This is a genomic window from Pseudooctadecabacter sp., assembly GCF_020627745.1.
Taxonomy (GTDB): domain Bacteria; phylum Pseudomonadota; class Alphaproteobacteria; order Rhodobacterales; family Rhodobacteraceae; genus Octadecabacter.
This window is the reverse complement of the sequence record NZ_JAHDGE010000001.1, coordinates 164,414-190,553: the sequence shown is the minus strand read 5'-3', so window position 1 is coordinate 190,553 and position 26,140 is coordinate 164,414. Positions and strand designations below refer to the sequence as shown.

Here is a 26,140-nt window from a genome sequence, read left to right as displayed (position 1 = left end):
CTCGTCAGGCTCATAACCTGAAGGTCGTAGGTTCAAATCCTACTCCCGCAACCAAATCAACACAGATGACATATATTCCGCACCTTAGCCTCCCAGCGAATGCCGCTGGCGCTTTTGTTGGGTGATTTTCGCTATAGCGGGCTTTGCGCCGTCTTGCTGTGGGCACTAATCTCTACCCAAGAGACGATCCCCCCGATCCGCAGATCGTATTTGTGGATACGCCCCCGACCGTAAGCGCAGGACATTCGGTGATCCAACAGGCCCGCCTGTCCGGCAACCCTCGGGGATGGGCGTGTTGCCTTAAACGAATATCATGCAGTCAGAATAGAACCGATCTGATGCCGCGTCCTACGTCCAACACATTGAGACGTGGGTGAGGGATGCGACGCGCAAGTGAGGCGCTCAGGCTGCAGAGATCTTCCGCACGGGCACTGAATGATCTTCCGGAACGACCCTCCAACGAAAAACGGCGCCCCGTGGGGCGCCGTTTTCCTGTTTGTCTCTTATGATCAGGCGATTTCGATAGCATCCTCGAGAACCTGACGATCTGTGATCCCCGTCAATGTAATGGTGTCGAAGTCCGACACCGCAAGGATCAGATCGCCCGCATCGTTGGTGGTCGCACGATCGGCCAGTTCGGCCGCTGTAAGGCCACCTGCCGCGTCAACGGACAGCTGGATCATGTCTTCGCCTGCGGCAAAGTCAGTAATGACATCCAGACCGAACGCCGCGTCGAAGACGAAGGTGTCCGCACCGGACCCGCCTGTCAGCTCGTCCATGCCTGCACCGCCTTCGATCGCGTCATCGCCGTCACCCCCGACAAGGTTGTCGTCACCGGCCCCGCCGAAGAGGTTGTCGAACCCGCGACCACCGGCAATGAAGTCGTTTCCGTCGTTGCCGAACAGATCGTCTCCGCCAACGCCACCACGCAAGATGTCGTTGCCTTCCTCACCGAAGAGGCTGTCTTCGCCGGCACCACCGATCAATTCGTCATTGTCGGCGCCCCCGAAGAGGATGTCAGCACGACCGCCGCCATTGAGAACATCGGCCCCTTCATCACCCGAAAGGGTATCGAAACCGTTGCCACCGGACAGGTCATCGTCACCTGCACCGCCGTCGATGTTGTCGGCGAAGGAACCGCCATTCAGCACATCATTGCCGGACCCACCGAACAGTTGGTCGTTGAAAGACCCACCTTCAATAAGGTCGGCCCCGGCGCCGCCATAGATTTCGTCCTGACCATCGCCGCCGAACAACTGATCGTCGCCGTCGTCGCCGCTGATGATGTCCTGACCCAGGCCGCCTTCGATGATGTCATCGCCGCTGCCACCAAAGATCGTGTCGCCATAACGGCCACCGTCGATAAGGTCGTTTCCAGCGCCGCCGTTGATTTCATCGCGGCCGGACAGGCCTGAAATGTCATCATTGCCGTCGCCGCCGGTCAGAACGTCTTCACCGGCTGTGCCGACCAAGACGTCGCCACCGTTTTCACCGGTAATGGTGACGCCGGGCTGTTCCTGAACCGGTGTCGCCGGTTCGGGCAGACCGTCGCTGTCCATGGTGATCATCACCTCACCGGGGGCACCAGGATTGCGGCCTTCATCGAACCCTTCGTTGATGTACTGCAACGTCGCCGCGATAAGGTCGTCGCCAAAGGCGATGGCCAGATCTTCGTTACCGGCAGCGGCCAGATAGTTTTCCGCGCTGAAGGTCGGCTCGTTGAAGGTGCCCATATCGACCGTGGCATAAAGCTGTGCAGCCGCATTGATCAGCTGATCAGCGTCGAGGCCCTGATTTGCGTAAAGTTCGATCAGGTTGGCGTTGCTGGCGATGAATGCGAGACCGTTGAAGGTGTCCGTTTCGGTGGTGTCAATGACAGCATCCGACAAACGGATTTCCTCAACCCCGGTCAGGATATCGGTGTCACCCGTTGCCGTGTCACGCACATAGGTTGTGCCCGCACGGTCGGAGAAGATGACGACATCGGCCTCTGCCTGTGTATAGACCGCCGTGTCTGTGCCTGCGCCGCCGTCGATGACGTCTTCGCCTGCACCACCTGTCAGGGTGTCATCGTTGTTGCCGCCGAACAGGGCATCGTTGCCTGCGCCGCCGTCAAGAACGTCTTCACCGGCTTCACCGCTCAACTGGTCGCCAGACCCGCCGCCGGACAGAATGTCTGCCCCGCCACCGCCTGCGATCACGTCGATGAGGTCACCACCCGTCAATTCGTCTGCAAACTGGGTGCCGCTGAGGCTTTCGCCCAGCAGGTCTTCAATCGGCGTGTCAAGGACGTCGGTGGATGTCACTGTTTCCGCATCTGCCACACCGCCGAACCCGGACACAGCAGTGGATGCCGCTGCAGCAGCGACGCCATAACCGGCCTCTGCCTCTGCTTCGGCTTCGACCTCTGTCTCGGAATTGCCGATGCTTGCGGCCTCCGGCTCTCCGTCCTCGTCGGCCACCGCGCTGCCGGCGTAGTCAAAGAGGAAGGCCACGTCTTCGGGGTCATAGGCCTCTGTGTAGATCGACACGGTGACGTAGGCTTCGAACAGACCTTCGGCTTCGACCTCGGATTCGTTCTCAAGACCACCAATTTGGGGCAGACCGGCGACGGCGACGGCAACTGCCACACCCCGTCCGTCCGGATCCCACGCCCGTGCGGTTGCGGTCACGAAACCGGCCATGCCTTCTTCGGGAACCGTGATTTCCACAAAGGTATAGGCCCCTGCAGCCGATGCAGTCGCGGCCGCATTGGTCGATGCGTCGGCCATGATCTCTGCGTTGATCCCTTCGAAGCCTGCAGCACCGGCAGCACCTGCTGCGGCACCGGCGTTATAGCCCACCTCGGCTTCGGCCTCGGCCTCGACTTCGACTTCGAGATCAAGAAGGGCAAGATCAATGGACTGGGTTTCGACGCCACCGGTTTCGCCCAAGGGGGCCGGGCCGGGGTTGTCGACATCCGAATGATCCTGCGATGCATTGTCGTGCACCGACACGGAGGTCGCCGTTGCGGTGACAGCGTCAGATGTCACACCGATTGTGCTGTTGCCAGCTGCCACACCGACCGCTGCCGCACCGGCGCCAGCCGAGTTAAAGCCCACTTCGGCCTCTGCCTCTGCTTCGGCCTCCGCCTCAATTTCCACTTCGAAGTTGCCGGTGCTTTCGATCAGGATCGAATTCTCATCGTCGCTGACATCCTCGCGGGGGGCGGGTGCCGCATCAATGGTCTCGGCGCGCTCTTCGACCTGCGTGATGCCGGTCGAGACCAAGCCTGCGTCTTCGGTGATGACACCGCCGATGGCCACACCGGACCCGGACACCGCATTGCCCAGACCGTCGCCGTCGGCGACCACATTTACAGTCGCTGTGCCAAGATCAATTTCGGCCTCTGCGGAGGCTTCGCCCTCGGCTTCGGCGGCGATGTCGTCTGGGCCACGGGCCAGATCTTCAACGGACAGGTCAGGGTCCAGATCGCTGCGGAAGGTGGCGCTTTCGACGACGTCGTTTGCGCCTGTGATGCCGCTGCTGTCATTGGCTGTTGCTGTCACGGCTGAGGTGGACGCGCTGACCAGAGCGGAGGACCCGATGCCGTTGGCACCTGCGCCACCTGTGGCCACAACAGCCACCGCGGCGGAGTTGTTGCCAACCTCGACTTCGGCTTCCGCCTCGGCCTCTGCTTCCGCTTCAACCTCGAACAGGCCGGTGCCGGTCAAGGCACCGCTTTGTGTCGACCCACCGGGTGTGGTGGCTGGCATCGTGCTGTCGCCTGCTTCGCGGTCGGTTCCGTTTTCGGAAACGATCACGGCGCCGGTCTGAACCGGACCGGTGCCCGCAACAGTGCCCGTGCCGGGTGCTGTGGCGAAATCGGCAAAAATGTCAGGGGTTTCCGTGACAACGTCACTCGTAGATGTCGATGTGCCCAAAGACGTCTCGGTGTCGGCAACTGCAAAGTCACCGGCCACAGCCACACCGGATGCACCGGCAACAGCTGCGGCGGCGACACCGTCGCCGACTTCGGCTTCTGCTTCGGCTTCGCTTTCGATCTCGACCTCTGCCTCGGTGTTGATCTGGGTGGATTCGCTGTCCGTGATGCCTGCCTGAACCTCTTCTGCGGTCGGGCCGGACTGGGTTTCGTCGGCGGGTGTGCCGGATTCATCGGCTGGCACGCCGTTGTCGCCGGAATCGGGGGCGACTGTTTCACCGTCTTCGGCAAAGATGTCGGACACCGAGGTGCTGGTGCCGGTTGCACCGTCCAGCGATGTCACGGTTTCAAGCGCCGCGACCTCCGGGTCGCCGTCGGTGTTGATGAAGATGCTTGTACCCACGGCGGCTGCCGCGCCGGACACACCTGCGGCTGCGACTGCGGCGCCGTCACCAACCTCTGTTTCGGCTTCCGCCTCGACCTCGACCTCGGCCTCGGCTTCTGCGCTGACGATGGAAACGGTTGCCTCTGTGGGGCCGCCTGCGATTGTATCATCACCGCCGACGGGACGTCCGCCGTCACCGGACGGGCCTTCGCTCGAAATGGAATCCTGCAGGATCGTGTCGTTCTCGCCGCCCATATCGACAGCCACGGAACCGGACGACAATGTCTGCGTCACGGCGTTTGTACCAACGGCGGAGGCAATGGCGCTTGTGGCCACGGCAGCACCGGATGAAATGTCGGATACTTCGGTTTCGACTTCGGTTTCGGCCTCAGCCTCGCTTTCGGCTTCGGTGTTGAATTCGGACCGTTCCTCGGTCTGGGGGTTTTCCGCCGTCACGGATTCCGGCGGGACACCGACGACCGTAAAGGTGGTTGAGATGTTGTCGATGACGGAACCTGAACCGTTCGGGCCGGAATAAACCGTCGCTGTGATCGGCTGGGCACCCTCAGACAAAGACAAAGGCGCGAAACCGTTGCTGGTCTCAAGCGCCTCGCTTGCGGTGAATGGTGCGGAGTTCGAGATGAATGTTTCACCCCCGACAGTGTATTCGATGCTTCCGATGGGTGCGGACACATCGGATGTATCAAGCTGAATGGTAAAATTGCCAAGATCCCCGTAGGACAATGTGCTGCCCGGCCCGAATTCATTGATCTGCGTTCCGTCGGCGGCATCAACCACGATAAACTGCATATAACTCTCCAACATTGTATAAGGTTTTCATCGGCCCACACGGCCTGGACCGGGGACATTTCATCACCCTGACAACCAGAGGGTGGATGATCGGTTCCCCTCTTTTTTGTTAAGAAAAGTAAACAGCGCGGTTTGTGGCGCAGGACGCACCGCGTTGAAATGTCGCGATTTCCAGTTGTTTTGATTAAAATTGCGCGGTTTTCGCGCTGACGGAATACCGCCGATCTGGCAGCCAAATTTTTTTGAAAAGCATGAAACCGGCGCCGAAGCACGGCCCCTTTCCTTGGCCGGTCAGCCGAACTAGGTTGGCGTCAAAGGACATTCAGCATGACACATATCGTCGAGGTCTCCGACCTGACAAAACGCTACGACGGCGGGTTCGAAGCCCTCAAATCGGTGACCCTTTCCATTCAGGAAGGAGAGATCATCGCGCTGTTGGGGCCCAATGGCGCGGGCAAGACGACGCTTATTTCGACCATCTGCGGGATCACGCGGGCGACCGAGGGGCAGATCTTGATTGGTGGGCATGACAGCATCACAGACTACCGCGCCGCTCGGTCTTTGGTGGGATTGGTCCCGCAGGAAATTAACCTTGAGCCGTTTGAAACTGTGATGAACACCGTGCGGTTTTCGCGCGGGTTGTTCGGCAAAAAGCCGGACGCCGCCTATCTTGAAAAGGTCCTCAGGTCGCTGTCGCTGTGGGATAAGAAAGACGCCAAGATCATGATGCTGTCGGGCGGTATGAAACGGCGGGTGTTGATCGCCAAGGCACTGGCCCATGAACCGCGCGTTCTGTTTCTGGATGAACCCACAGCCGGTGTTGATGTGGAACTGCGCAAGGACATGTGGGATGTGGTCGCCAAGCTGAAAGAAGACGGCGTCACAATCATCCTTACGACCCATTATATCGAAGAGGCCGAGGCAATCGCCGACCGGATCGGCGTCATCGCCAAAGGGGAAATCCTGCTGGTTGAGAACAAGGACGCGCTGATGGCCCGCATGGGGCAGAAAAGCATGACCATCATGCTGGCCGACCCTGTGGCCGAGGTGCCGGAGGCTTTGGCGACCTACGATCTGACGGTGAAGGACGGGCACCTTGTCTACACCTACGACACGCGGACAGACAGGACAGGCATCACCGGCCTTCTTGCGGCCCTGCCGTCCGCAGGTCTGAAAATGACCGACCTTCAGACGCAGCAATCTTCACTTGAAGAAATTTTCGTGTCCCTTGTGGCAGACAACACAAAAGGGGCCGACGCATGAACTATCAGGCGATCAAGTCGATCTATTTCTTTGAAATGGCACGTTTCTTTCGCACACTGACGCAAAGCTTCATCAGCCCCGTCATCTCTACCTCTCTGTATTTCGTGGTGTTTGGCACCGCCATCGGATCGCGGATCGAAGAGGTCGAAGGCGTGGGCTATGGTGCGTTCATCGTGCCCGGCCTCATTATGCTCAGTGTGATGACGCAGGCCACCAGCAACGCCAGTTTCGGGATATATTTCCCCAAATTCATCGGCACGATTTATGAATTGCTGTCGGCCCCCGTGAACTTTCTGGAAATCACCTTGGGCTATGTGGGCGCGGCGGCGACCAAGGCCATGTTCATTGGACTGGTCATCCTCGCCACGTCGTTCCTGTTTGTCGATATCACCATCGCCCACCCTGTCGCGATGCTGGCATTCCTGACGCTGACGTGTCTGTCGTTTTCGTTGCTGGGCTTCATCATCGGCATCTGGGCGGGAAATTTCGAACAGTTGCAGCTGATCCCGCTGTTGATCATCACGCCCTTGGTGTTTCTGGGCGGGTCGTTCTATTCCGTCTCCATGTTGCCGCCGATCTGGCAGACGATCACCATGTTCAATCCGGTGGTCTACCTGATTTCAGGGTTCCGCTGGTCGTTCTTTGGCACCGCGGACGTGCCCATCGCGCTGAGCCTTTTTGCCATCGCCCTGTTCACGGCGGCCTGTGTGGCGGTCATCGCCTGGATATTCAAAACCGGCTGGCGGATCAGGCAGTGATGCTGCCTTGTTTCGCCCCCGCCTGCGGCCTACATGCAAACAGATGAAACGCTGGATCCCCTTTCTCAAGAATGACCCGCATGTGGCCATTGTCCGCCTGCAAGGTGCCATCGCCACCTCTGGCCGCGCGCTGTCCGATCGTGGACTGGCGGAGGCGATTGAAAAAGCCTTTAAATCCAAACCAAAGGCTGTGGCGCTGGAAATTTCCAGCCCCGGTGGATCGCCCGTGCAATCGTCCCTGATTGCCGCCCGTATCCGCCGTTTGGCCGATGAAAAGGACGTACCGGTCTTTGCCTTCGTCGAGGACGTGGCGGCATCGGGGGGATATTGGCTCGCCGTGGCGGCGGATGAGATTTACGTCGATCCGGGGTCCATCGTCGGGTCCATCGGGGTGATTTCCGCAGGCTTCGGTCTGACCGGAACGCTGGATAAGGTCGGCGCGGAGCGGCGGGTTTATACAGCGGGCAAGTCCAAAAGCATGTTGGATCCGTTCCAGCCGGAAAAACCGGCGGACGTGAAACGGCTCAAGACCTTGCTGGATGACCTCCATGAGGTGTTCAAGGACCACATCCGCACGCGGCGGGGTGCCAAACTTGATGACAGCCGGGACCTGTTTACAGGCGATATCTGGGTGGGTCAGAAGGGTGTTGATGTGGGGCTGGCCGATGGCATTGGCCATCTGGTGCCGATGATGAAGGACCGCTTTGGCGACAAAGTGACCTTTCGCCGGTTCGGCGCGAAAAAGCCGTTCCTTGCCCGTTTCGGCGCGCAGATTGTCGATGATGCTGTTCAAGGCATCGAGGAACGTGCGGCGTATGCAAGGTTTGGCCTGTAAATGATTTTCAAAATTGTCTCCCTCTTCCTGATCGGTATGGGCGTTCTGGCGATGTTCGGAAAACTTACCGTGCCGGGGATGAAACGGCTGACGGATGCCAAATGCCGCCAATGTGGACGGTTCACCTTTGGCAAGCCGTGTTCGTGTAAGGATCGCACCTGATGCCTGAGTGGATGTCTTTGCCCCCCGGTCCGTTGACCGACTGGATCTATACGATTGTGGGGCTGGTGTTGTTGTTGCTGGCAGGCGACAGCCTTGTGAAGGGGGCCGTGAACCTGTCGCTGCGGCTGGGCGTGCCTGCGTTGATCGTGTCGTTGACGATTGTGGCCTTCGGGACCTCCGCGCCGGAGCTGTTGATTTCCATTCAGGCCATTTGGGATGATGTCCCCGATCTGGCGCTTGGCAATGTCGTCGGGTCGAACACTGCCAACGTGTTGCTGGTGCTGGGCGTGCCGGCCTTGCTGGCGGTGATGCACACCAGCCAGTGCGACACGCGCGCGTCTTACCTGCAGATGATCGGCGCCACGGTGCTGTTTATCGCGCTGGCCTATCGTGGCGTCTATGACTGGATCGCGGGTCTGATCTTGCTGGCCGCACTGGCGGCAATGCTGATCCATGCGGCACTGGCGGCGCGGACGCACCGTAAATCTGACGCCGGGGATGACGACGAAGACCTTGAAGGCGCGGACCCTGACCTGCCGTGGTCCAAAATCATTCTGTTCTTGATCCTTGGTCTGATTGGCCTGCCGCTGGGGGCCAGCCTGCTGGTGGACGGCGCGTCCAACATTGCCCGCGATTACGGCGTATCGGATGCGGTGATCGGTCTGACGCTGGTGGCCATTGGCACATCGCTGCCGGAACTGGCCACAACCGTCATGGCAGCATTGCGCCGTCAGGCGGATGTGGCGTTGGGCAATGTGATCGGGTCCAACATGTTCAACCTGTTGGGCATCATCGGTGTGGCGTCCTTGGTGGGCAATATCCCCGTCAGCCCGAACTTCTTCGCCTTTGATTTCTGGGTCATGTTGGCGGCGTCCTTGCTGCTGATCCCCTTCGTCTACCTGCGTCAGGATTTGACGCGCGTGTGGGGTGTGGCGCTGTCTGTGGCCTATATCGCCTATCTCTGGGTTGTCCTGTAGTGGGGGCCGCGCTGGTCACCGGTGGGTCCGCGCGCCTTGGCAAGGCCATGGCGCTTTATCTGGCGGGGCGGGGCTTTGATGTAGCAATTCACTACAACGCCAGTGCCGATGCGGCCGAGGCCGTCGTGGCCGAGATCAGGGGCATGGGTCGCGCAGCCGTGGCGCTACAGGCCGACCTTCTGGATGAGGCGCAGGCGACGGCCCTCGTGCCCGAGGCCACCCGACTGCTGGGGCAGCCCCTGACGGTGCTGGTCAACAACGCCTCCATCTTTGAATACGACACCGTTCAGACCGCCACGCGCGACAGCTGGGACCGGCACATCGGGTCCAATCTGCGTGCGCCCTTCGTTTTGACCCAAGCCTTTGCTTCACAATGCCCGAAGGCCGCGACGGACAGGATGGGCGAACCCGTGGCGCGCGGGCTGGTGGTAAACATGATTGACCAGCGGGTCCGAAAGCTGACGCCGGAATTCATGACCTACACCATCGCCAAGATGGGGTTGTGGGCGTTTACACAGACCGCAGCACAGGGGCTGGCACCCGATATTCGCGTCAACGGCATTGGACCCGGTCCAACATTGCAGGGTGCCCGACAGTCCGAAGACCATTTCAAACGCCAGCGTGAAAGCACCGTTCTGGGGCGTGGCGCGAATCAAGACGACATCACCGCAGCCCTCGGTTATTTCCTCGATTCGCCAGCGGTGACGGGGCAACTTCTGTGCGTCGATGGCGGGCAGCATCTTGGATGGGAAACACCGGACGTTTTGGGCGTAGAATAGAACGCAGCGTCAACTTGTGCACCGGTCCAAGGTCGGGTCACAAAACGTTTACTTTTCATTAATGATTTCAGATATTTAGGAATTGTTAATAATATTATCGTTTGCTTTCAATGCCTTGCGAACGTGCCTAAAAATTAGGCAAACCGATGAACCCCTCAGGAAACAACGATATTTTGCCATTCGCCGGTATCTACCCCCACCGTTATCCACAGATTCTGTGGGGATGTTTTCACTTGCAGCATTGCAGATGCCATTGCAGCGACAGCATAGAATCATAGGTTAGGGGCATGAGCAGCGAATCCCCTCCAGCGCGAACCGGATACAAGGTGATTCAGGGGTATCTCCGGACCCTTGATTCGTCGCCCGGTGTATACCGGATGCTGGATAGTGAAAGCCGCGTTCTTTATGTCGGCAAGGCACGCAACCTGAAGGCGCGGGTCAGCAATTATGCGCGGCCCACCGGCCATTCGGCGCGCATTGCCACGATGATTTCGCATACTGCGTCGATGATGTTTCTGACGACGCAGACAGAAACCGAGGCACTGTTGCTGGAACAGAACCTCATCAAGCAACTCAAACCCAAGTACAACGTGCTGCTGCGCGACGATAAATCCTTTCCGAACATCCTGATTTCAAAGGATCATGATTATCCGCGGATCGACAAACATCGTGGGGCGAAGAAAAAGAAGGGGACCTATTTTGGCCCCTTCGCCAGTGCGGGGGCGGTGAACCGGACGTTGAATACGCTGCAACGGGCGTTCCTGCTGCGGACCTGCAGTGACAGTGATTACGAGACGCGGACGCGGCCCTGTTTGCAGTACCAGATCAAACGCTGCAGCGCGCCCTGTGTCGGCAAGATCGAGGTGGCGGAGTACAAGCAACTGGTCCGCGATGCGGAGCGGTTTTTGACCGGCAAGACCACGGACATGCAGGCGGCGCTGGCCAAACAGATGACCAAGGCGTCCGAGGATATGGAGTTTGAGCGCGCCGCCGCTTTGCGCGATCGGATCAAGGCGCTGACGCAGGTGCAGACGGCGCAAGGCATAAACCCGCAGAACACCACCGAGGCAGATGTGATCGCGTTGCACAGGGATGGCGGGCAGGCCTGTGTTCAGGTCTTTTTCATCCGCGCCAACCAGAACTGGGGCAACCGCGATTATTACCCCCGTGTGAGTGGGGATGAGGACCCGGCGGAGGTCATGCAGGCCTTCATCGGGCAGTTCTATGCCGACCGTGAACCGCCAAGGCTGTTGCTGTTGTCCCACGGCGTGGATGACGAGGACCTGGTCTGTGAGCTGCTGGCCGACAAGGCAGGCCGCAAGGTTGAGATTATCGTGCCGCAACGGGGTGAAAAGGCGGAACTGGTCAGCGGTGCTGCGCGCAATGCCCGCGAAAGCCTTGGCCGCAAGATGTCGGAGACCGCCACGCAGGCGCGGCTGTTGCGCGGGTTGAAAGAGGCGTTCGATCTGCCGCAGGTGCCGCAACGGGTTGAGGTTTACGACAACTCACACATTCAAGGGGCGTTTGCTGTGGGGGCAATGATCGTCGCGGGGCCAGAGGGGTTCGATAAAAACCAGTACCGCAAGTTCAACATTCGCGGCGAGGAGCTCACCCCCGGCGATGACTTTGGCATGATGAAAGAGGTCCTGACCCGGCGGTTCAAACGGCTGTTGAAGGAAGACCCGGATAGGCAGCTGGGCACGTGGCCCGGTTTGTTGCTGATTGACGGGGGCGCGGGGCAGGTCAGCGCGGTGCGCGAGATCATGGACGAACTGGGCGTCAGCGATGTGCCCATGGTGGGTGTGGCCAAGGGTGTGGATCGCGACCACGGTAAGGAAGAATTCTACCGCACGGGCAAGCCTGTCATGGCGCTGCCGCGCAATGATCCGGTTTTGTATTTCATCCAGCGGATGCGGGATGAGGCGCACCGGTTTGCCATTGGCACCCACCGCGCCAAACGCGCCAAGGCCATCGGGGCCACGCCTTTGGATGACGTGCCGGGGGTGGGGGCTGCGCGCAAACGCGCTTTGTTGCAACATTTCGGATCTGCGAAGGCGGTGGGACGCGCGGCATTGGCGGACCTCAAGGCGGTGGACGGGATTTCGGACAACATGGCCGAGACGATCTATGGCTATTTCAACGAAAAGGGCTGATGGCGCTTACGGGGTTTCGAATGGGCTTTGCCCATCCGATCCGCGCCGCTGCGCGGCGCGACGGACGCGGCCATTTGGTGCGTAGTACAATGAATGGGGCGCTCGGCTGCTTGTGCGGTTTTCAGGTATTTGTGAACCAGAGAAGCAGGGCGGTGGCGCAAAGGCCGCAAAGGGCATAGACAGACGATATGACGTGGAACATTCCCAATATTCTGACGCTGTTGCGTTTGCTGGCGGCCCCCGGTGTGGCGATCATGTTTTTGTATTTCGCGCGGCCCTGGGCGGATTGGTTCGCGCTGATCCTGTTCGTGGTGGCCGCGACGACCGACTGGGTGGACGGATATCTGGCGCGCGCCTGGAAACAGGAAAGCAAGTTTGGTGCGATGCTGGACCCGATTGCGGACAAGGCGATGGTGGTCATCGCCTTGCTGGTGATTTGCGGCTTTTCCGGCATGAACCCTTGGATTTTGCTGCCTGCGACCTTGATCATGTTCCGTGAGACATTCGTGTCCGGCCTGCGGGAGTTTCTGGGCGATACAGCGGGCACGTTGAAAGTCACCAAGCTGGCCAAGTGGAAAACAGCCGCCCAGATGACAGCCATCGCTGTTTTGTTTTCCACCGGCGCATTCGAGACCTATTTCGAAATGTCGGTTGAGGGCATGGATGGCGCTACGGTGGATGCGATTTTGTCGGGTGAGCTGCCTGATGAGGGCGGCATTGGATGGAAGCTGAACGGGGCCTATTATTCGTGGTGGATCGGGATCATCCTGTTGTGGTTGGCCATGGTTCTGACGGTCATCACCGGCGCGGATTATCTGCGCAAGGCGATGCCGTTTTTGAAGGACAAGTAAGGCGGGGGCGTCATGCAGGTTATGTATTTTGCTTGGGTGCGGGAACGTATCGGGTTGCCGCGTGAGGTTGTTGAAACCTCGGCAAGCACAGTGGCGCAGCTGGTGGACGAACTGCGCGCCCGTGAGGCCCGCTATGAGGCCGCATTTGAAGACGTGACCGCGTTGCGCGTCGCGCTGGATCAGGAACTTGCGGATTTTGATGCGTCTTTGGAGGGCGTCCAGGAAGTGGCGTTTTTCCCGCCCATGACGGGGGGATAGGGCGTTGATCCGTGTGCAGGCGATGCCGTTTGATCCCGGTGGTGAATTGAATACCTTTTCCCAAGGCGTGGCGGGGGCGGGCGCCATTGTCAGTTTCACCGGCGTGGTCCGTGATGTGACAGGTGGTCTATCGGGTATGGAGATTGAGCATTACCCCGGCATGACGGAAAAGGCCCTCGGCGCCATTCGCGGCGAGGCGATGCAGCGTTGGGATTTGGCGGAGGCGATGGTCATTCACCGCTTTGGCCGGCTGGATGTGGGGGAGGTGATCATGATGGTCGCGACCGCATCCAAACATCGCAAGGACGCTTTTGAAGCGGCGGAGTTTTTGATGGATTACCTCAAATCCCGCGCGCCCTTCTGGAAGAAGGAAGTGACCTTAGAGGGATCTTCGTGGGTTGCGTCAAGGGATGAGGACGAGGAGGCGCTAGGTCGCTGGTGACAGGGCCGCGCAGACAGGCCGTCTGGGGCATGTCACAAGGTGGTCGTTGACCAGCCCGCAGGCCTGCATCCACGCATAGACGATCGTGGGGCCGCAGAATTTGAACCCCATTTTCTTGAGGTCTTTGGAAAACCGGGTGGAGATGTCTGTGGCGGCGGGCACATCGGCCAACGTTTCAAACCGGTTCTGGATCGGCGCGCCGCCGACGTAAGACCAGCACAGGGCCGAAAAATCGTCGATTTCAAGATAGGCTTGGGCGTTGGTGATCGTGGCCTCGATCTTGCCGCGGTGGCGGATGATGCCGGGGTTTTGCAAAAGGCGCGTGACCTCAGGCTCACCCCAGGTCGCGATTGTGGCGGGGTCGAACCCTGCGAACGCCGCGCGGAAATTATCGCGTTTTTTCAGAATTGTGATCCAGCTGAGGCCTGCCTGAAACCCGTCGAGGATCAGTTTTTCCCACAGCGCGCGGCTGTCCCATTCCGGTACGCCCCATTCGGTATCGTGGTAGTCGATGTAGATATCATCGGGTCCGGCCCAGCCGCAGCGGTCTGACATTGGGGTCTCCTTTATCATTACAATTAGGGACAAATCGCGAACCTTTACCAGCCCTTAAACCTCTGTGTGGCAGATGGACTGCGGGTCAGTAAGGGATAGATTTAGTGGGACCGAATGCTGCTGCATGGGATGATCAGACGCCGCGTGATCCGTTGGAATACGCGGTCAGTGTGCGCGATAAGGATGTCCTGTCCATGGTGCGCACGGCCCTGCGGACGGATTCGTGCCAGTTGGCGTTGCAACCTGTCTGTGCCGCCCAAAGCGGGTATCCTGTGGCGTTTCATGAGTGTCTGATCCGTGTGATGGATGAGACGGGGCGCATTATTCCCGCCGCGCAGTTCATGGGCCAGATCGAGGATACGAGCATCGGGCGCGATATTGATGCGGCCAGTTTGAAACTTGCCTTCAGGTTGTTGGCGCGGCACGACGACCTGCGCTTGTCGGTCAATGTGTCGGCGCGGTCGCTGGGGGATGCGGCGTGGCGGCGGGTGCTGGAAAAGGAGTTGGACAGCGGGTCGATGTATGCGGACCGGTTGATCCTTGAAATTTCCGAAGAAAGCGCGATGCAACTGCCCGAAGTTGTCATCCGGTTCATGGAAGAAATGCAGCCCTACGGGCTTGCGTTTGCGCTGGACGACTTTGGCGCAGGGCTGACCGCATTTCGCTACCTCAAGGATTTCTTTTTCGACTTGGTGAAGGTCGACAGCCATTTCACCCGCAACATTCACCGCGACCCGGACAATCAGGTTCTGGCTGAGGCACTGATTACCGTCGCCCATCAGTTCGAGATGTTTGCCGTGGGCGAAGGTGTCGAATCCCAGCAGGAGGCCGATTTCCTCATCTCGGTCGGGGTGGATTGTGTGCAGGGCTATCATTTCGGGGTGCCGAAATTTTCGGTCAAGTAACCGGCTGCATGGCGGACATTCGCGGGGCGGTCAGCTGACGCGGGGGCAGGGCGTTGCTTATGGGCACGCAATCTCATATGCACGGACCAACGGCGGGTAGGGGGCCCGCAGCCACGTGTCGTGCGAAGTCACGGCAACTGGGGCTCTCTTGTGTCGCCGATCGGTCGGACCAATAAGAGGACTCATTCCATGACCAACGTTGTAATTGCATCTGCTGCGCGCACCGCCGTCGGCAGCTTTGGTGGCGCATTCGCCAACACCCCTGCCCACGATCTGGGCGCTGCTGTACTTGAAGAGGTCGTCGCGCGTGCCGGTGTCGATAAATCAGAAGTGTCGGAAACCATTCTGGGGCAGGTGCTGACCGCAGCCCAAGGCCAGAACCCCGCCCGTCAGGCCCATGTGAACGCGGGCCTCCCGCAGGAGGCTGCGGCCTGGTCCATCAATCAGGTGTGCGGGTCCGGCCTGCGCGCTGTGGCACTGGGCGCACAGCACATCATGCTGGGCGATGCGTCGATTGTGGCGGCTGGCGGTCAGGAAAACATGACATTGTCCCCCCATGCGCAATCCATGCGCGCAGGTCAGAAGATGGGCGACATGAAGCTGATCGACACCATGATCAAGGACGGCCTGTGGGATGCGTTCAACCAGTACCACATGGGTCAGACAGCTGAAAACGTTGCCGAAAAATGGCAGATTTCCCGCGACATGCAGGACGAATTTGCTGTGGCCTCCCAAAACAAGGCCGAGGCCGCACAAAAGGCAGGTAAGTTCGCCGATGAAATCGCGGCCTTCACCGTAAAGACCCGCAAAGGCGATATCGTTGTGGATCAGGACGAATACATCCGCCACGGTGCCAACCTTGACGCGATGGCCAAGATGCGCCCTGCGTTCACCAAAGACGGCACTGTCACGGCGGCGAATGCCTCGGGCCTCAATGACGGCGCGGCGGCGACCTTGTTGATGTCTGCGGATGAGGCGGAAAAGCGCGGGATCGAGCCGCTGGCGCGCATCGCGTCTTACGCGACCGCCGGTCTGGACCCGTCGATCATGGGCGTGGGCCCGATCTATGCGTCCCGCAAGGCGCTGGATAAGGCGGGCTGGTCTGTGGATGACCTTGATCTGGTCGAAGCCAACGAAGCCTTCGCCGCACAGGCCTGTGCTGTGAACAAGGACATGGGCTGGGATCCGGCCATCGTGAACGTGAACGGCGGAGCCATTGCCATTGGCCACCCGATTGGCGCCTCCGGCTGCCGCGTGCTCAACACGCTGCTGTTTGAAATGAAGCGCCGGGATGCCAAAAAGGGCCTCGCGACGTTGTGCATCGGCGGCGGCATGGGCGTTGCGCTGTGTGTTGAGCGCCCCTGATAACGTCACGTCCCGTGCGCAATAAAGTTGCGCACGGGTTTATTCGGGTATAATGAAATTACCAAACAGACTGTTTGAAGGAGAAGACCATGGGACGTGTAGCACTCGTCACCGGCGGTAGCCGCGGTATCGGTGAGGCCATTTCGAAAAAGCTCAAGGCGGACGGGTACACCGTTGCGGCGACCTACGCGGGCAACGACGAAGCCGCCGCGAAGTTTACCGAAGAAACCGGCATCAAGACCTACAAGTGGAACGTCGCGGACTACGACAGTTCCAAAGCGGGGCTGGAACAGGTTGAGGCCGATTTGGGCCCGATTGAGGTTGTGGTCGCCAACGCAGGCATCACCCGCGATGCGCCTTTCCACAAAATGACGCCGGACCAGTGGCACCAAGTGATCGACACGAACCTGACCGGCGTGTTCAACACCGTGCACCCGATCTGGCCCGGCATGCGCGAACGCAAGTTCGGCCGCGTCATCGTCATTTCGTCGATCAACGGTCAAAAAGGCCAGTTCGCGCAGGTGAACTATGCCGCGACGAAGGCCGGTGATCTGGGGATCGTGAAGTCCTTGGCGCAGGAAGGCGCGCGTGCGGGGATCACCGCAAACGCGATCTGCCCTGGCTACATCGCCACGGAAATGGTGATGGCGGTGCCTGAAAAGGTACGTGAAAGCATCATCAGCCAGATCCCTGCCGGTCGTTTGGGGGAGCCTGAGGAAATCGCACGTTGTGTGGCGTTCCTTGCCTCCGACGAAAGCGGGTTCATCAACGGGTCGACCATTTCGGCCAACGGTGCGCAGTTCTTCGTCTGATATTCAGACGCCAGAATGACAAAAGGGCGGGGATTAACCCCGCCCTTTTTGCGTTGTCCGACCGAATTAGCGGCGGAACAGGTTTGCCATCATCCGGCCGAATGCGCCTGCGCGCTGGCTGCGGGCTTGGGCGATGATGCGGTCGACTTGGGCAGGTGTCAGTTGGTCGTACATGGGTCCATCCTATGCGTGGCGTGGTCTCCTCCCATGGGGATTGAATACGCGGATGCACGTCGTGCGAAAACCGCCGAGGTCGCAAGCCTGCGTTGCGGATTCTGCAAGTCTGGATGACAGACGGGCCGACCCCCTTGCTGGATCGGCCCGTTTGCGTTCGGCTGGACGGGTCGGAGACCTAAGCCTGCCGGAGCGTTATTTGCGGCGGAACAGGCCGCGCAGAACCGCGCCGCGCTGGGCGTGGGCTGTGCGGATGGCGTCGCGGGTGCGGGCGTTTGTGGTTGCTTCGAACATATCGTGATCCTCTAAAAGGTGTTTTGGTGTCTGACCCTAAAATGGCGTTCATCGGGCGATCTGACAAACGAGACTTTCCAGCGGTTCAGTTAAGATATACTTATGTGAGATGTCTGACCGTTTGCCCCCGCTGACCGCCCTGCGCGCCTTTGAGGCCGCTGCCCGCCACCTGTCGTTTGCGAAGGCTGCGGCAGAATTGAACGTCACACCTGCCGCCTTGTCGTTCCAGATCAAGTCGTTGGAGGACCATTTGGGCCATCCCGTGTTTCACCGTCTAAACCGTGCGGTGGAACTGACGGAGGCAGGGCGCGCCTTGGCGCCCGGTGTGACGGACGGGTTCGCGGCCCTGTCGGCGGCATGGCGAAATACGCAAAGGTTGAGCGATAACAAGACATTGACTGTCACCGCTGGCCCTGCGTTCACGTCAAAATGGCTGGCCCCGCGCCTTTTTGAATTCGCACAGGCCCACCCTGAGATTGAACTGCGCTTTTCGGCCAGCTTGCGGTTGATCGACTTTGACCGCGATGAGGTGGACGTCGCGATCCGGTTCGGGCTTGGCAATGACGAAGGCGTCTTTTCAGAACCGTTGATCCGTGAATGGATGACGCCGATGATGACGCCAGAATTGGCGGCCAAGTACGATACGCCAGAAAAACTTGATGGGGCGCCGCTGATCCATGACGAATCGATCACCTTCTTCAAACAGCCCACCGACTGGCCCGCTTGGTGCCGTGCGGCGGGTATCTCCATTGATACAACGTCTGGATTGCGGTTCAGTCAGGCCGATCACGCGCTGGATACGGCGATTTCGGGCGCGGGGGTGGTGTTGGGGCGGGTGTCGCTGGCCACACGTGCGTTGGAACAGGGGCGGTTGGTGGCCCCGTTCAAAACCGGACTTTTGACGCAAGCGCAGTTCCGGTTCATCTGCCCTGAGGGCACGCAAACGCGGCCCCATGTGGCGGCTTTCAAAAACTGGATTTTCAGTGAAATTCAGGCGTCGCGCGTATTCGAAGAGGGGCGCGATCTGGTGGCCGCCGAGGCGGGCTGACGGCGCTGGCGCAAAACGCCAACGCCAAACGCTTAGCCTGCGGACAGGCGCGTGATTTCTTCTTTGATGTGGAGTTTTTGTTTCTTGAGACGCGAAATCTCAAGGTCATCAACGCCGGGGCTTCGTTGGGCCACTTCGACGGCATTGGAGAGGGATTCGTGCTTCTTCTTGAGTTCCTGAAGGTGGGACGTCAAGCTCATGGGTATCCTCCGTAATGTTGATGTATATGTCATCGGATCACACTCTGCGGTCCGAGTCACGCCGCAGGGCAGCATATGACATAGCTCGATGATCGCGCAGAAAGTGTTGCGAAAAGATTAATCGCGCGTGGGGAAAGATGCGCCGTTGCGCAAAATCTTAACAATTTCGGGGCGATAGTCTTCGCCGTCCCGCACATGGGCGGGGCCTTCGTGCAAATAAACCGGCGCTGTCAGGCGAAACGCCGCACGGCCGCCTTTTTTGGCACGCACCAAAACACGGTCGGCATCGCGCCCTTCACGCCCTGTGATGGGCGTCACAACGACCGATCCCAGACGGCTGTCGATTGCGGTCAAAAGATCGGCCAGACGGTGCGCCTTCTGGATCATGGTCAGCCGCCCGCGCGGTTTCAGCCGCCGTGTCGCCTGATCGACCCAATCGGCCAGCTTGGTGTCCCCGCCAAAGGCCACGTCCTTGTCTGGCGCGGTGCTGGGGTTGCCTTGGGTGCGGTCGAAATAGGGTGGATTGGCGATGACGTGGTCAAACGACAGGGCGCGCAGGTTGTCGGGCAACTGCCGCAGGTCGGTGGTGTGAATGGACGCGTCTATCCCGTTGCGCGCCACATTGGCGCGGCACAGGTCGGCGTAGCGCGCCTGAACTTCCACCCCGTGAAGCACCAGTTCACGCACCCGTGCCCCCAGACACAACAGGGCGGCCCCCGTGCCACACCCCAGTTCCAGCACCGTGTCGCCCGTCTGTGCAGGCACCGCCGCGGCGAGCAACACAGGATCAACGCCTGCGCGGTATCCCTTGCGGGGTTGTTCCAGCGTCAGGCGTCCGCCAAGGAAAGCGTCCAGCGTGGTGTCAGAATCCAAGGTCAATGTTGTTGGCTTTCATCACGGAGGTCGCCACGAAGTGATCCTCACGCCGGACCATCAGCCTGCGTGGCAATATGCCCAAGGACCCGTCGAGGATGCTCATGTTTACGTCCAACTCGAACACCTCTATATCCTCGCCTTGAAGAAGGGCCTTGGCGAAGGCGATGATGGTGATGTCATTGGTGCGCAAAAGCTCTTTCATGATCCTGACATAAGGTGGAATGCGCACCTTTGTCGAGCAACTGACGGAGCCGTGATGAGCCTCGACCATGCCGCAACGAAGCCGCACGAACGGCTGGCCGCTGCCCTGACCGGTGAAATGGCGGATGTGAACGCCCTGATCCGCGACCGGATGGCATCAGAACATGCGCCGCGTATCCCCGAGGTGACGGCGCATCTGGTGGAGGCAGGCGGCAAACGTCTGCGTCCGATGCTGACGCTGGCGGCTGCAAAGCTGTGTGGCTATGACGGGCCCTATCACGTGCATCTGGCTGCCACGGTGGAGTTTATTCACACAGCGACCTTGCTGCATGACGATGTGGTCGATGAAAGTGAACAGCGGCGCGGGCGGCCCACGGCGAACCTGTTGTGGGACAACACATCGTCGGTGCTGGTGGGGGATTACCTGTTCGCGCGGTCGTTCCAGTTGATGACGGAAACCGGATCGCTTGAGGTTCTGCGCATCCTATCAAATGCGGCCGCCACTATTGCCGAGGGTGAGGTGTTGCAGCTGACAGCAGCACGGGATTTGGCCACGACGGAAGACATCTATCTTAAGGTCGTGCGCGGCAAGACGGCGGCGCTTTTCTCAGCGGCGATGGAAGTGGGCGGCGTGATTGCGGGGCGCGATGCGGCGCTGGTGCAGGCGCTGTTTGATTACGGCGATGCGCTGGGCGTGGGGTTCCAGATCGTGGACGACCTGCTGGATTATCAAGGCACGGATGCGACGGGCAAAAACATCGGGGATGATTTTCGCGAACGCAAGCTGACCCTGCCGGTGATCAAGGCCGTGGCTTTGGCTGACGCGGAAGAACGGGCCTTTTGGGTGCGGACCATCGAAAAGGGCCGCCAGGAGGAGGGCGACCTGGAAATGGCGCTGGACCTGATGGTCAAACACGGCACGCTTGAGGCGACGCGGGCCGAGGCACTGGCGTGGATGGACAAAGCCAAGGCGGCACTTGCGCAGGTGCCGGATCATGACATCAAAACCATGCTGCTGGATCTGGCGGATTACGTGGTTGCGCGGGTCAGGTAGGGGCTTCGTCCGTTGGCGCGACCCACCAGTTCGGGCGTTGTGACGTGATCGCCGCCGCTGCCATATCGCGGCTGTCCGCATCTTCGAAAATTGCAAAACAGGTCGCACCCGATCCGGACATGCGGGACAGGGTGCAACCCGGCTGATCGGCCAGCAACGTCAGAACATCATCAATCTCAGGGGCGAGGGTGCGCGCCGGTGCCTCAAGATCGTTGCGCTGACCGGACAGCCAGCTGACCCAGTCGTCCATTTCAAACGGGTCTGGCATATCGGCTGTCATGGGCGCATTTGTTTTGCTGGCAAGGCTTTCGAACACCGCTTTGGTGGACACGCCAACGCCGGGGTTGACCAAAAGCATATCGAGCATCGGGGCCGGACCAAGGCGGGTCAGGTCTTCGCCTATGCCCTCCATCCGCGTCAGATCAGCCGTCATACACACAGGCACATCAGCGCCCAGCGTCAGTTGCGTGGCCGCGTCGGGCAGGGGCACATCCCAAAGCTGCGACAGGGCGCGCAGGGTGGCCGCCGCATCGGCGGACCCGCCCCCGATGCCCGAGGAGACAGGCAGGTGTTTGGTGAGGGTGATCGCTGCCCCGTGGTCCAGACCAAAGCTGCGTGCGGCTTTGAGGACCAGATTGTCTTCCCCCGCGTCCAGCCCTGCGGCGAAGGGGCCATCGATTGTCAGGCTCAACCTGTCGGCTGGGGCAACCGTGATCTCATCCCCCAGTGCGGTGAACATGACCATGGAATCCAACAGGTGATACCCGTCATCCCGCTGACCCGTCACATGCAGGGTCAGGTTGATCTTGGCAAAGGCCGGTTCAGTGACCGTGCCGTCAGTTGGTGTCATTGGCGACCTCGACCGCCGGGGTGGGGGTCACGCCCTCTTCGGCGTAGACCGCATCAAGGCCCACATTCAGCTTGCGACGGATGCGGTCGGCCTCACCCTCTTCGGGGCCAAAGGACAGGGCGCGGGCCCATTGGAAACGGGCCTCAACCTCGCGTCCGACTTGCCAGTAGACGTCTCCCAGATGGTCACTGATGACCGGATCATTGGGCTCCAGTTCCACCGCACGTTCCATGGGCGTCACCGCGTCCTGATAGCGGCCCAGTTTGTAGTAGACCCACCCAAGGCTGTCGATGATTGCGCCGCTGTCGGGCCGTGCCTCGGCGGCGTCTTCGATCATCTGCAGGGCTTCGTCGTACTGCTGACCACGGTCGACCAGCGAATAGCCAAGGTAGTTCAGGACCGACGGATTGCCGGGGTTGAGGTCCAGCGCGCGGCGGAAATCAGCCTCGGCCGCGTCCCACTGATCAAGCCGTTCGTGGGTCATCCCGCGTGAATAATGCAGCCACCAGCGGATCGAGGCATCATCGGCATAGACATCAAGGGCTGCGTCATAGGCGGCATTGGCGGCGGTGTAATCCTGTTGCTGGCGGTAGACATCGCCCAGCGACGCATAGGCCAGCGGCATGTCCGGATGGCTGCGCGTCAGTTGGGTCAGAACCTCGATCGCCTGATCGTGCCGTCCGTCCAGCCGCAGCGCCTCTGCGCGGCCCAGTTCGGCATTGGGAAAGGCCGGATCGTCCGTCAGCACCTGCGCAAAGGTCTGGGCTGCGTCTGCGTGCTGGCCAAGCGCATTCAGCAGCCGCGCAGCGGCAATATGCGTGTCGGCGTCCTGTGGCGCGATATGTCGTGCAGCCTGCGCATAAAGCAGAAGATAGCTCTCATTGGCCTCCCCCTGCAGGATGTCGGACAGGCTTTTGAAGGCATAGGCGAGGCCTTCGGCGGGATTGGACACCATGGTGTCCAGAACGGGCACTTCGCCGGCCTCGATCGCATTGCGGATCGCTGCGATTTCGGGGTCCACATCGGACCCGAAGGCGCGGGTGACGATGCCGCGCGCCTTGTCGAATTCACCCAAGCGGCACAGGATTTGCAGATGCGCAGACACCGACCCGCGGGTCGGCACGATGCCTTCGTTGGGCGGCAGGGAATAGATGGCGTCGGCAGCGGCAAAATCGCCCATGATGGTCAATGCCATGGCCTTGTGTTGCTGGCCGAAGTTGCGCAGGCCGGGGGTGTCGATCACCTCGTCAAAGGACATCAGCGCGCGGTCCATCTGACCCAGCCCCACATAGGCCCATGCCTGCCCCAGCCCATCCAGAAGGGGGCCGACCTCATGCCCCGCTTCAAGCATGTCAAAAATCGTGCCCCACGTGCCGTTGCGGGCGGCCTGCGCCATGATCGCAATATTGGCGACCTGATTGTCCCCGCCGGTCTTGTTCAAGGCACGGCCGATTTCGGCGGCGGATTGAACCTCCCCGCTGCCCAGATAGGACGTCAGGGTCTGCTGCATCAGGGTGGTGTTGTTGGGGTCCGCAATCAGGGCATTCTGGAAATAATCCGCCGCCGCTGCGTAATCGCCCAGAATTCCGGCCTGACGCGCCGCCAGATAGGACCCGGCATCGGTGTCGGCAAGGGTGGGCGTGGCGAAGCCGACCACGGCCACAATAGCAGTAGAGCAAAACAATCGGAGCGGTCGGAGTGTCAAAACGGATTCCCTTCTTCGGCTCCGGCCAGCCTAGGAGGTGGGAATCACAGGATCAAATAACAATTTATCCGGTGGGCGGGTTGTTGCGACCCGGTGGGGCAATCTGTCCCGCCCCGACCCCACGAAAAAGGGCCCCGCAGTGCGAGGCCCCTTTGATCCGATCAGCAGGATTTACATATTCGGGTAGTTCGGCCCGTCGCCACCCTGCGGAACCGTCCAGTTGATGTTCTGGCTGGGGTCCTTGATATCGCAGGTTTTGCAGTGGACACAGTTCTGGAAATTGATCTGGAACTTGGTGTCGGCCCCTTCGCCCACAAATTCATAGACACCTGCGGGGCAATAGCGGGCCGAGGGGCCAGCGTATTCCGGCAGGTTCACGGCCACGGGGATGGACGGGTCTTTCAGCTTAAGGTGGGCAGGCTGGCTTTCCTCATGGTTGGTGAAGCTGAAGGACACGTTCGTCAGGCGGTCAAAGCTGATCTTGCCATCGGGTTTGGGGTAATCGATCGGCTTGTGCTTGGATGCCTTTTCGGTCGCGGCGGCATCGGATTTGCCGTGCTTTTTGGTCCCGAACAGCGAAAAGCCAAAGGTGTTTGTCCACATATCGAAGCCACCCAGACCCAGCGCGCCCAACACACCGTTGTTGGACTGAAACGGCTTGACGTTGCGCACTTTGTACAGGTCTTTGCCGACGGGGCCGGATTTCAGCTCGTCGTTATACTCGGTCAACTCATCGCTGGCGCGGCCTTCGCCGATGGCTTTGTGCGCGGCCTCAGCCGCGGCGATGCCGGACAGCATTGCGTTGTGGTTGCCCTTGATGCGCGGCACGTTCACGAGGCCCACGGAACAGCCCAACAGTGCCCCACCGGGGAAGCTGGCCTTTGGCATGGACTGATAGCCGCCCTGTGCAATGGCGCGCGCGCCGTAGGCCACACGTTTGCCGCCCTCAAGCAGCTTTTGCACCATGGGGTGATGCTTGAACCGCTGGAATTCCATGTAGGGGAAGACATGCGGGTTTTTGTAGTTCAGCGCGGTGACCAGACCGATAAAGATCTGGTTGTTTTCGGCGTGATAGATGAACGATCCGCCCGCCGCGTTTCCGCCCAAGGGCCAGCCGAGGGAGTGGAAAACCGCGCCTTCCTTGTGTTTGTCGGGGTCGATTTCCCAGATTTCCTTCATGCCGATGCCGTATTTCTGCGGCTCTGCATCTTTGTCCAACTCGTACTTTGCGATGACCTCTTTAGACAGCGACCCGCGTACGCCTTCGCTGAGGAACACGTATTTGCCGTGCAACTCCATGCCCGGTTCGGTGTCGGGGCCGATGGTGCCATCGGCCTCAAGGCCGAAGACACCGGCGACGACGCCTTTGACTTCGCCATTGTCGCCATAGACCAGTTCGGAACACGACATGCCTGGGAAAATCTCGACCCCAAGTTCTTCGGCTTGTTCAGCCATCCAGCGGCAGACATTGCCCATGGAGACGATATAGTTGCCGTGGTTGTTCATCAGCGGCGGCATGGGGAACGTCGGGATCGGCAGCTGGCCGGCCTCGCCCAGCAGATAGAACTTGTCGGATTTCACCGGCACGTTCAGCGGCGCGCCTTTTTCTTTCCAGTCGGGGATCAGCGTGTTCAGGCCCACAGGGTCCAGCACCGCGCCGGACAGGATGTGCGCGCCCACTTCGGACCCTTTTTCAAGAACCACAACGTTCAGGTCCGCATCCAGCTGTTTCAGACGGATCGCCGCAGACAGGCCAGCGGGGCCTGCGCCCACGATGACGACGTCGTATTCCATTGATTCGCGTTCAATCTCGGCCATGTTCCGCTCCCTTGGCTACACGGGTCAATTTACCGGTGTCTGCATATCCCAACGCTGCGCATGCAGCAATCTTGGCGCGACATAAAATTGCGCCCCCGCGACCGAAACGTGGCGTCCGCAAATAAAGGCCGATGGGGCTGTCTACCCCCTTGAGGGTTCTCAGCCACACGGGTTATGCAAGAGCACTTGAGAAACAGCACCGCAGGATGCCTGACATGGACAAAATACCGCTGACACGGGCCGGGTTTGACAAACTGGATGCCGAACTGAAGCATCTGAAGTCGGTTGAGCGCCCCGCGATTATCCGAGCGATTTCCGAGGCGCGCGAACATGGCGATCTGTCCGAGAATGCCGAATATCATTCCGCCAAGGAAAAGCAGTCTTTCATCGAGGGCCGTGTGAAGGAACTTGAGGGTGCGATTTCGCTGGCGGATGTGATCGACCCGTCCAAACTGTCGGGGGCTGTGAAGTTCGGCGCCCATGTCACGCTGGTCGATGAAGACACGGACGAGGAAAAGACCTATCAGATCGTGGGCGAATACGAGGCCGACATCGAGAACGGCAAGCTCAACATCAAATCCCCCATTGCGCGGGCCCTGATTGGCAAGGAAGAGGGCGACAGCGTCGAAGTGCGCACGCCCGGTGGTGAGAAATCATACGAGATCCTCGAAATCGTATATAAATAGGC

At 59.9% G+C, this 26,140-nt stretch carries 24 protein-coding genes; 16 read left to right on the top strand and 8 right to left on the bottom strand.

The features are described from left to right. Positions 1-509: 509 nt before the first annotated feature. A complete protein-coding gene (locus tag QZ653_RS01020; protein ID WP_296417098.1) occupies positions 510-5,132 on the bottom strand; it encodes a calcium-binding protein in 4,623 nt (1,540 codons plus the stop codon). A gap of 312 nt (positions 5,133-5,444) precedes the next feature. On the opposite strand from QZ653_RS01020, the gene QZ653_RS01015 reads away from it, so the two are divergent. From QZ653_RS01015 to QZ653_RS00970, 10 genes are all read left to right on the top strand, one after another. Then, the gene (locus tag QZ653_RS01015; protein ID WP_296417096.1) at positions 5,445-6,380 is read left to right on the top strand and encodes an ABC transporter ATP-binding protein; all 936 of its coding nucleotides are present in this window, start codon (positions 5,445-5,447) and stop codon (positions 6,378-6,380) included. Next, positions 6,377-7,138, top strand: a complete 762-nt coding sequence (locus QZ653_RS01010; RefSeq protein WP_296417095.1) for an ABC transporter permease — start codon at positions 6,377-6,379, stop codon at positions 7,136-7,138. The genes QZ653_RS01015 and QZ653_RS01010 overlap by 4 nt, the downstream gene beginning before the upstream one ends. A gap of 43 nt (positions 7,139-7,181) precedes the next feature. Next, positions 7,182-7,973 carry a S49 family peptidase gene (locus tag QZ653_RS01005; protein WP_296417094.1) on the top strand — a complete coding sequence of 264 codons (792 nt, stop codon included), beginning with the start codon at positions 7,182-7,184 and terminating at the stop codon, positions 7,971-7,973. Continuing rightward, positions 7,974-8,135: a hypothetical protein gene (locus tag QZ653_RS01000; protein ID WP_296417093.1), complete on the top strand. Its 162-nt coding sequence runs from the start codon at positions 7,974-7,976 to the stop codon at positions 8,133-8,135. After that, positions 8,135-9,112: a calcium/sodium antiporter gene (locus tag QZ653_RS00995; RefSeq protein WP_296417092.1), complete on the top strand. Its 978-nt coding sequence runs from the start codon at positions 8,135-8,137 to the stop codon at positions 9,110-9,112. The genes QZ653_RS01000 and QZ653_RS00995 overlap by 1 nt, the downstream gene beginning before the upstream one ends. Further along, entirely contained in the window at positions 9,112-9,891 is a 780-nt protein-coding gene (locus tag QZ653_RS00990; protein WP_296417091.1) for an SDR family oxidoreductase, read from the top strand. The genes QZ653_RS00995 and QZ653_RS00990 overlap by 1 nt, the downstream gene beginning before the upstream one ends. Before the next feature lie 287 nt (positions 9,892-10,178). Next, on the top strand, positions 10,179-12,044 hold the full coding sequence (uvrC, locus tag QZ653_RS00985) for an excinuclease ABC subunit UvrC (RefSeq protein ID WP_296417090.1): 1,866 nt from the start codon (positions 10,179-10,181) through the stop codon (positions 12,042-12,044). A 188-nt stretch (positions 12,045-12,232) separates the two neighbouring features. Continuing rightward, positions 12,233-12,895: a CDP-diacylglycerol--glycerol-3-phosphate 3-phosphatidyltransferase gene (gene pgsA, locus QZ653_RS00980; RefSeq protein ID WP_296417089.1), complete on the top strand. Its 663-nt coding sequence runs from the start codon at positions 12,233-12,235 to the stop codon at positions 12,893-12,895. Positions 12,896-12,907: 12 nt separating this feature from the next. Continuing rightward, on the top strand, positions 12,908-13,153 hold the full coding sequence (gene moaD / locus QZ653_RS00975) for a molybdopterin converting factor subunit 1 (RefSeq protein WP_296417088.1): 246 nt from the start codon (positions 12,908-12,910) through the stop codon (positions 13,151-13,153). Positions 13,154-13,175: 22 nt separating this feature from the next. Next, entirely contained in the window at positions 13,176-13,595 is a 420-nt protein-coding gene (locus QZ653_RS00970) for a molybdenum cofactor biosynthesis protein MoaE (protein WP_296417103.1), read from the top strand. Here the strand turns inward: QZ653_RS00970 and QZ653_RS00965 are convergent. After that, positions 13,581-14,150, bottom strand: a complete 570-nt coding sequence (locus tag QZ653_RS00965) for a DNA-3-methyladenine glycosylase I (protein WP_296417087.1) — start codon at positions 14,148-14,150, stop codon at positions 13,581-13,583. The two genes, QZ653_RS00970 and QZ653_RS00965, sit on opposite strands and share 15 nt — an antisense overlap. 104 nt (positions 14,151-14,254) lie before the next feature. On the opposite strand from QZ653_RS00965, the gene QZ653_RS00960 reads away from it, so the two are divergent. From QZ653_RS00960 to QZ653_RS00945, 4 genes are all read left to right on the top strand, one after another. Continuing rightward, the gene (locus tag QZ653_RS00960) at positions 14,255-15,055 is read left to right on the top strand and encodes an EAL domain-containing protein (RefSeq protein ID WP_296417086.1); all 801 of its coding nucleotides are present in this window, start codon (positions 14,255-14,257) and stop codon (positions 15,053-15,055) included. A 189-nt stretch (positions 15,056-15,244) separates the two neighbouring features. After that, a complete protein-coding gene (locus QZ653_RS00955; RefSeq protein WP_296417085.1) occupies positions 15,245-16,420 on the top strand; it encodes an acetyl-CoA C-acetyltransferase in 1,176 nt (391 codons plus the stop codon). 89 nt (positions 16,421-16,509) lie between these two features. Continuing rightward, on the top strand, positions 16,510-17,232 hold the full coding sequence (gene phbB, locus QZ653_RS00950; protein WP_296417084.1) for an acetoacetyl-CoA reductase: 723 nt from the start codon (positions 16,510-16,512) through the stop codon (positions 17,230-17,232). Between the two features lie 577 nt (positions 17,233-17,809). Further along, positions 17,810-18,748 carry a transcriptional regulator GcvA gene (locus tag QZ653_RS00945; RefSeq protein WP_296417083.1) on the top strand — a complete coding sequence of 313 codons (939 nt, stop codon included), beginning with the start codon at positions 17,810-17,812 and terminating at the stop codon, positions 18,746-18,748. Between the two features lie 32 nt (positions 18,749-18,780). Here QZ653_RS00945 and QZ653_RS00940 read toward each other — a convergent pair whose 3' ends face one another. From QZ653_RS00940 to QZ653_RS00930, 3 genes are all read right to left on the bottom strand, one after another. Then, positions 18,781-18,948: a YdcH family protein gene (locus QZ653_RS00940; protein WP_296417082.1), complete on the bottom strand. Its 168-nt coding sequence runs from the start codon at positions 18,946-18,948 to the stop codon at positions 18,781-18,783. A gap of 117 nt (positions 18,949-19,065) precedes the next feature. Next, positions 19,066-19,821: a tRNA1(Val) (adenine(37)-N6)-methyltransferase gene (locus tag QZ653_RS00935; protein ID WP_366933040.1), complete on the bottom strand. Its 756-nt coding sequence runs from the start codon at positions 19,819-19,821 to the stop codon at positions 19,066-19,068. After that, positions 19,811-20,026 carry a DUF2007 domain-containing protein gene (locus QZ653_RS00930; protein ID WP_296417079.1) on the bottom strand — a complete coding sequence of 72 codons (216 nt, stop codon included), beginning with the start codon at positions 20,024-20,026 and terminating at the stop codon, positions 19,811-19,813. Before QZ653_RS00930 ends, QZ653_RS00935 begins: the two co-directional genes overlap by 11 nt. A 54-nt stretch (positions 20,027-20,080) precedes the next feature. Between QZ653_RS00930 and QZ653_RS00925 the strand changes: the two genes are divergently transcribed. After that, positions 20,081-21,079, top strand: coding sequence for a polyprenyl synthetase family protein (locus QZ653_RS00925; protein ID WP_296417077.1), 999 nt, complete (start codon positions 20,081-20,083; stop codon positions 21,077-21,079). On the opposite strand, the gene QZ653_RS00920 is transcribed toward QZ653_RS00925, so the two are convergent. From QZ653_RS00920 to QZ653_RS00910, 3 genes are all read right to left on the bottom strand, one after another. Further along, positions 21,072-21,929, bottom strand: coding sequence for a 4-(cytidine 5'-diphospho)-2-C-methyl-D-erythritol kinase (locus QZ653_RS00920; RefSeq protein WP_296417076.1), 858 nt, complete (start codon positions 21,927-21,929; stop codon positions 21,072-21,074). The two genes, QZ653_RS00925 and QZ653_RS00920, sit on opposite strands and share 8 nt — an antisense overlap. Next, a complete protein-coding gene (locus QZ653_RS00915; protein WP_296417075.1) occupies positions 21,916-23,634 on the bottom strand; it encodes a tetratricopeptide repeat protein in 1,719 nt (572 codons plus the stop codon). The genes QZ653_RS00920 and QZ653_RS00915 overlap by 14 nt, the downstream gene beginning before the upstream one ends. Positions 23,635-23,805: 171 nt before the next feature. Next, the gene (locus tag QZ653_RS00910; protein WP_296417074.1) at positions 23,806-25,452 is read right to left on the bottom strand and encodes an electron transfer flavoprotein-ubiquinone oxidoreductase; all 1,647 of its coding nucleotides are present in this window, start codon (positions 25,450-25,452) and stop codon (positions 23,806-23,808) included. Positions 25,453-25,667: 215 nt separating this feature from the next. Between QZ653_RS00910 and greA the strand changes: the two genes are divergently transcribed. Continuing rightward, positions 25,668-26,138 (top strand): transcription elongation factor GreA, encoded by a 471-nt coding sequence (gene greA, locus QZ653_RS00905; RefSeq protein WP_296417073.1) that lies wholly within the window; start codon positions 25,668-25,670, stop codon positions 26,136-26,138. Positions 26,139-26,140 lie beyond the last annotated feature (2 nt).

Coding starts and splice junctions, on each gene's coding strand:
- QZ653_RS01015 (WP_296417096.1), top strand. CDS start 5,445: ATGACACATATCGTCGAGGTCTCCGACCTGACAAAACGCTACGACGGC.
- moaD (WP_296417088.1), top strand. CDS start 12,908: ATGCAGGTTATGTATTTTGCTTGGGTGCGGGAACGTATCGGGTTGCCG.
- QZ653_RS00925 (WP_296417077.1), top strand. CDS start 20,081: ATGAGCCTCGACCATGCCGCAACGAAGCCGCACGAACGGCTGGCCGCT.
- greA (WP_296417073.1), top strand. CDS start 25,668: ATGGACAAAATACCGCTGACACGGGCCGGGTTTGACAAACTGGATGCC.
- QZ653_RS00920 (WP_296417076.1), bottom strand. CDS start 21,929: ATGACACCAACTGACGGCACGGTCACTGAACCGGCCTTTGCCAAGATC.
- phbB (WP_296417084.1), top strand. CDS start 16,510: ATGGGACGTGTAGCACTCGTCACCGGCGGTAGCCGCGGTATCGGTGAG.
- QZ653_RS00970 (WP_296417103.1), top strand. CDS start 13,176: ATGCCGTTTGATCCCGGTGGTGAATTGAATACCTTTTCCCAAGGCGTG.
- QZ653_RS00910 (WP_296417074.1), bottom strand. CDS start 25,452: ATGGCCGAGATTGAACGCGAATCAATGGAATACGACGTCGTCATCGTG.
- QZ653_RS01010 (WP_296417095.1), top strand. CDS start 6,377: ATGAACTATCAGGCGATCAAGTCGATCTATTTCTTTGAAATGGCACGT.
- QZ653_RS01020 (WP_296417098.1), bottom strand. CDS start 5,132: ATGTTGGAGAGTTATATGCAGTTTATCGTGGTTGATGCCGCCGACGGA.
- uvrC (WP_296417090.1), top strand. CDS start 10,179: ATGAGCAGCGAATCCCCTCCAGCGCGAACCGGATACAAGGTGATTCAG.
- QZ653_RS00930 (WP_296417079.1), bottom strand. CDS start 20,026: ATGAAAGAGCTTTTGCGCACCAATGACATCACCATCATCGCCTTCGCC.
- QZ653_RS00965 (WP_296417087.1), bottom strand. CDS start 14,150: ATGTCAGACCGCTGCGGCTGGGCCGGACCCGATGATATCTACATCGAC.
- QZ653_RS00995 (WP_296417092.1), top strand. CDS start 8,135: ATGCCTGAGTGGATGTCTTTGCCCCCCGGTCCGTTGACCGACTGGATC.
- QZ653_RS00945 (WP_296417083.1), top strand. CDS start 17,810: ATGTCTGACCGTTTGCCCCCGCTGACCGCCCTGCGCGCCTTTGAGGCC.
- QZ653_RS01005 (WP_296417094.1), top strand. CDS start 7,182: ATGAAACGCTGGATCCCCTTTCTCAAGAATGACCCGCATGTGGCCATT.
- QZ653_RS00955 (WP_296417085.1), top strand. CDS start 15,245: ATGACCAACGTTGTAATTGCATCTGCTGCGCGCACCGCCGTCGGCAGC.
- QZ653_RS01000 (WP_296417093.1), top strand. CDS start 7,974: ATGATTTTCAAAATTGTCTCCCTCTTCCTGATCGGTATGGGCGTTCTG.
- pgsA (WP_296417089.1), top strand. CDS start 12,233: ATGACGTGGAACATTCCCAATATTCTGACGCTGTTGCGTTTGCTGGCG.
- QZ653_RS00940 (WP_296417082.1), bottom strand. CDS start 18,948: ATGAGCTTGACGTCCCACCTTCAGGAACTCAAGAAGAAGCACGAATCC.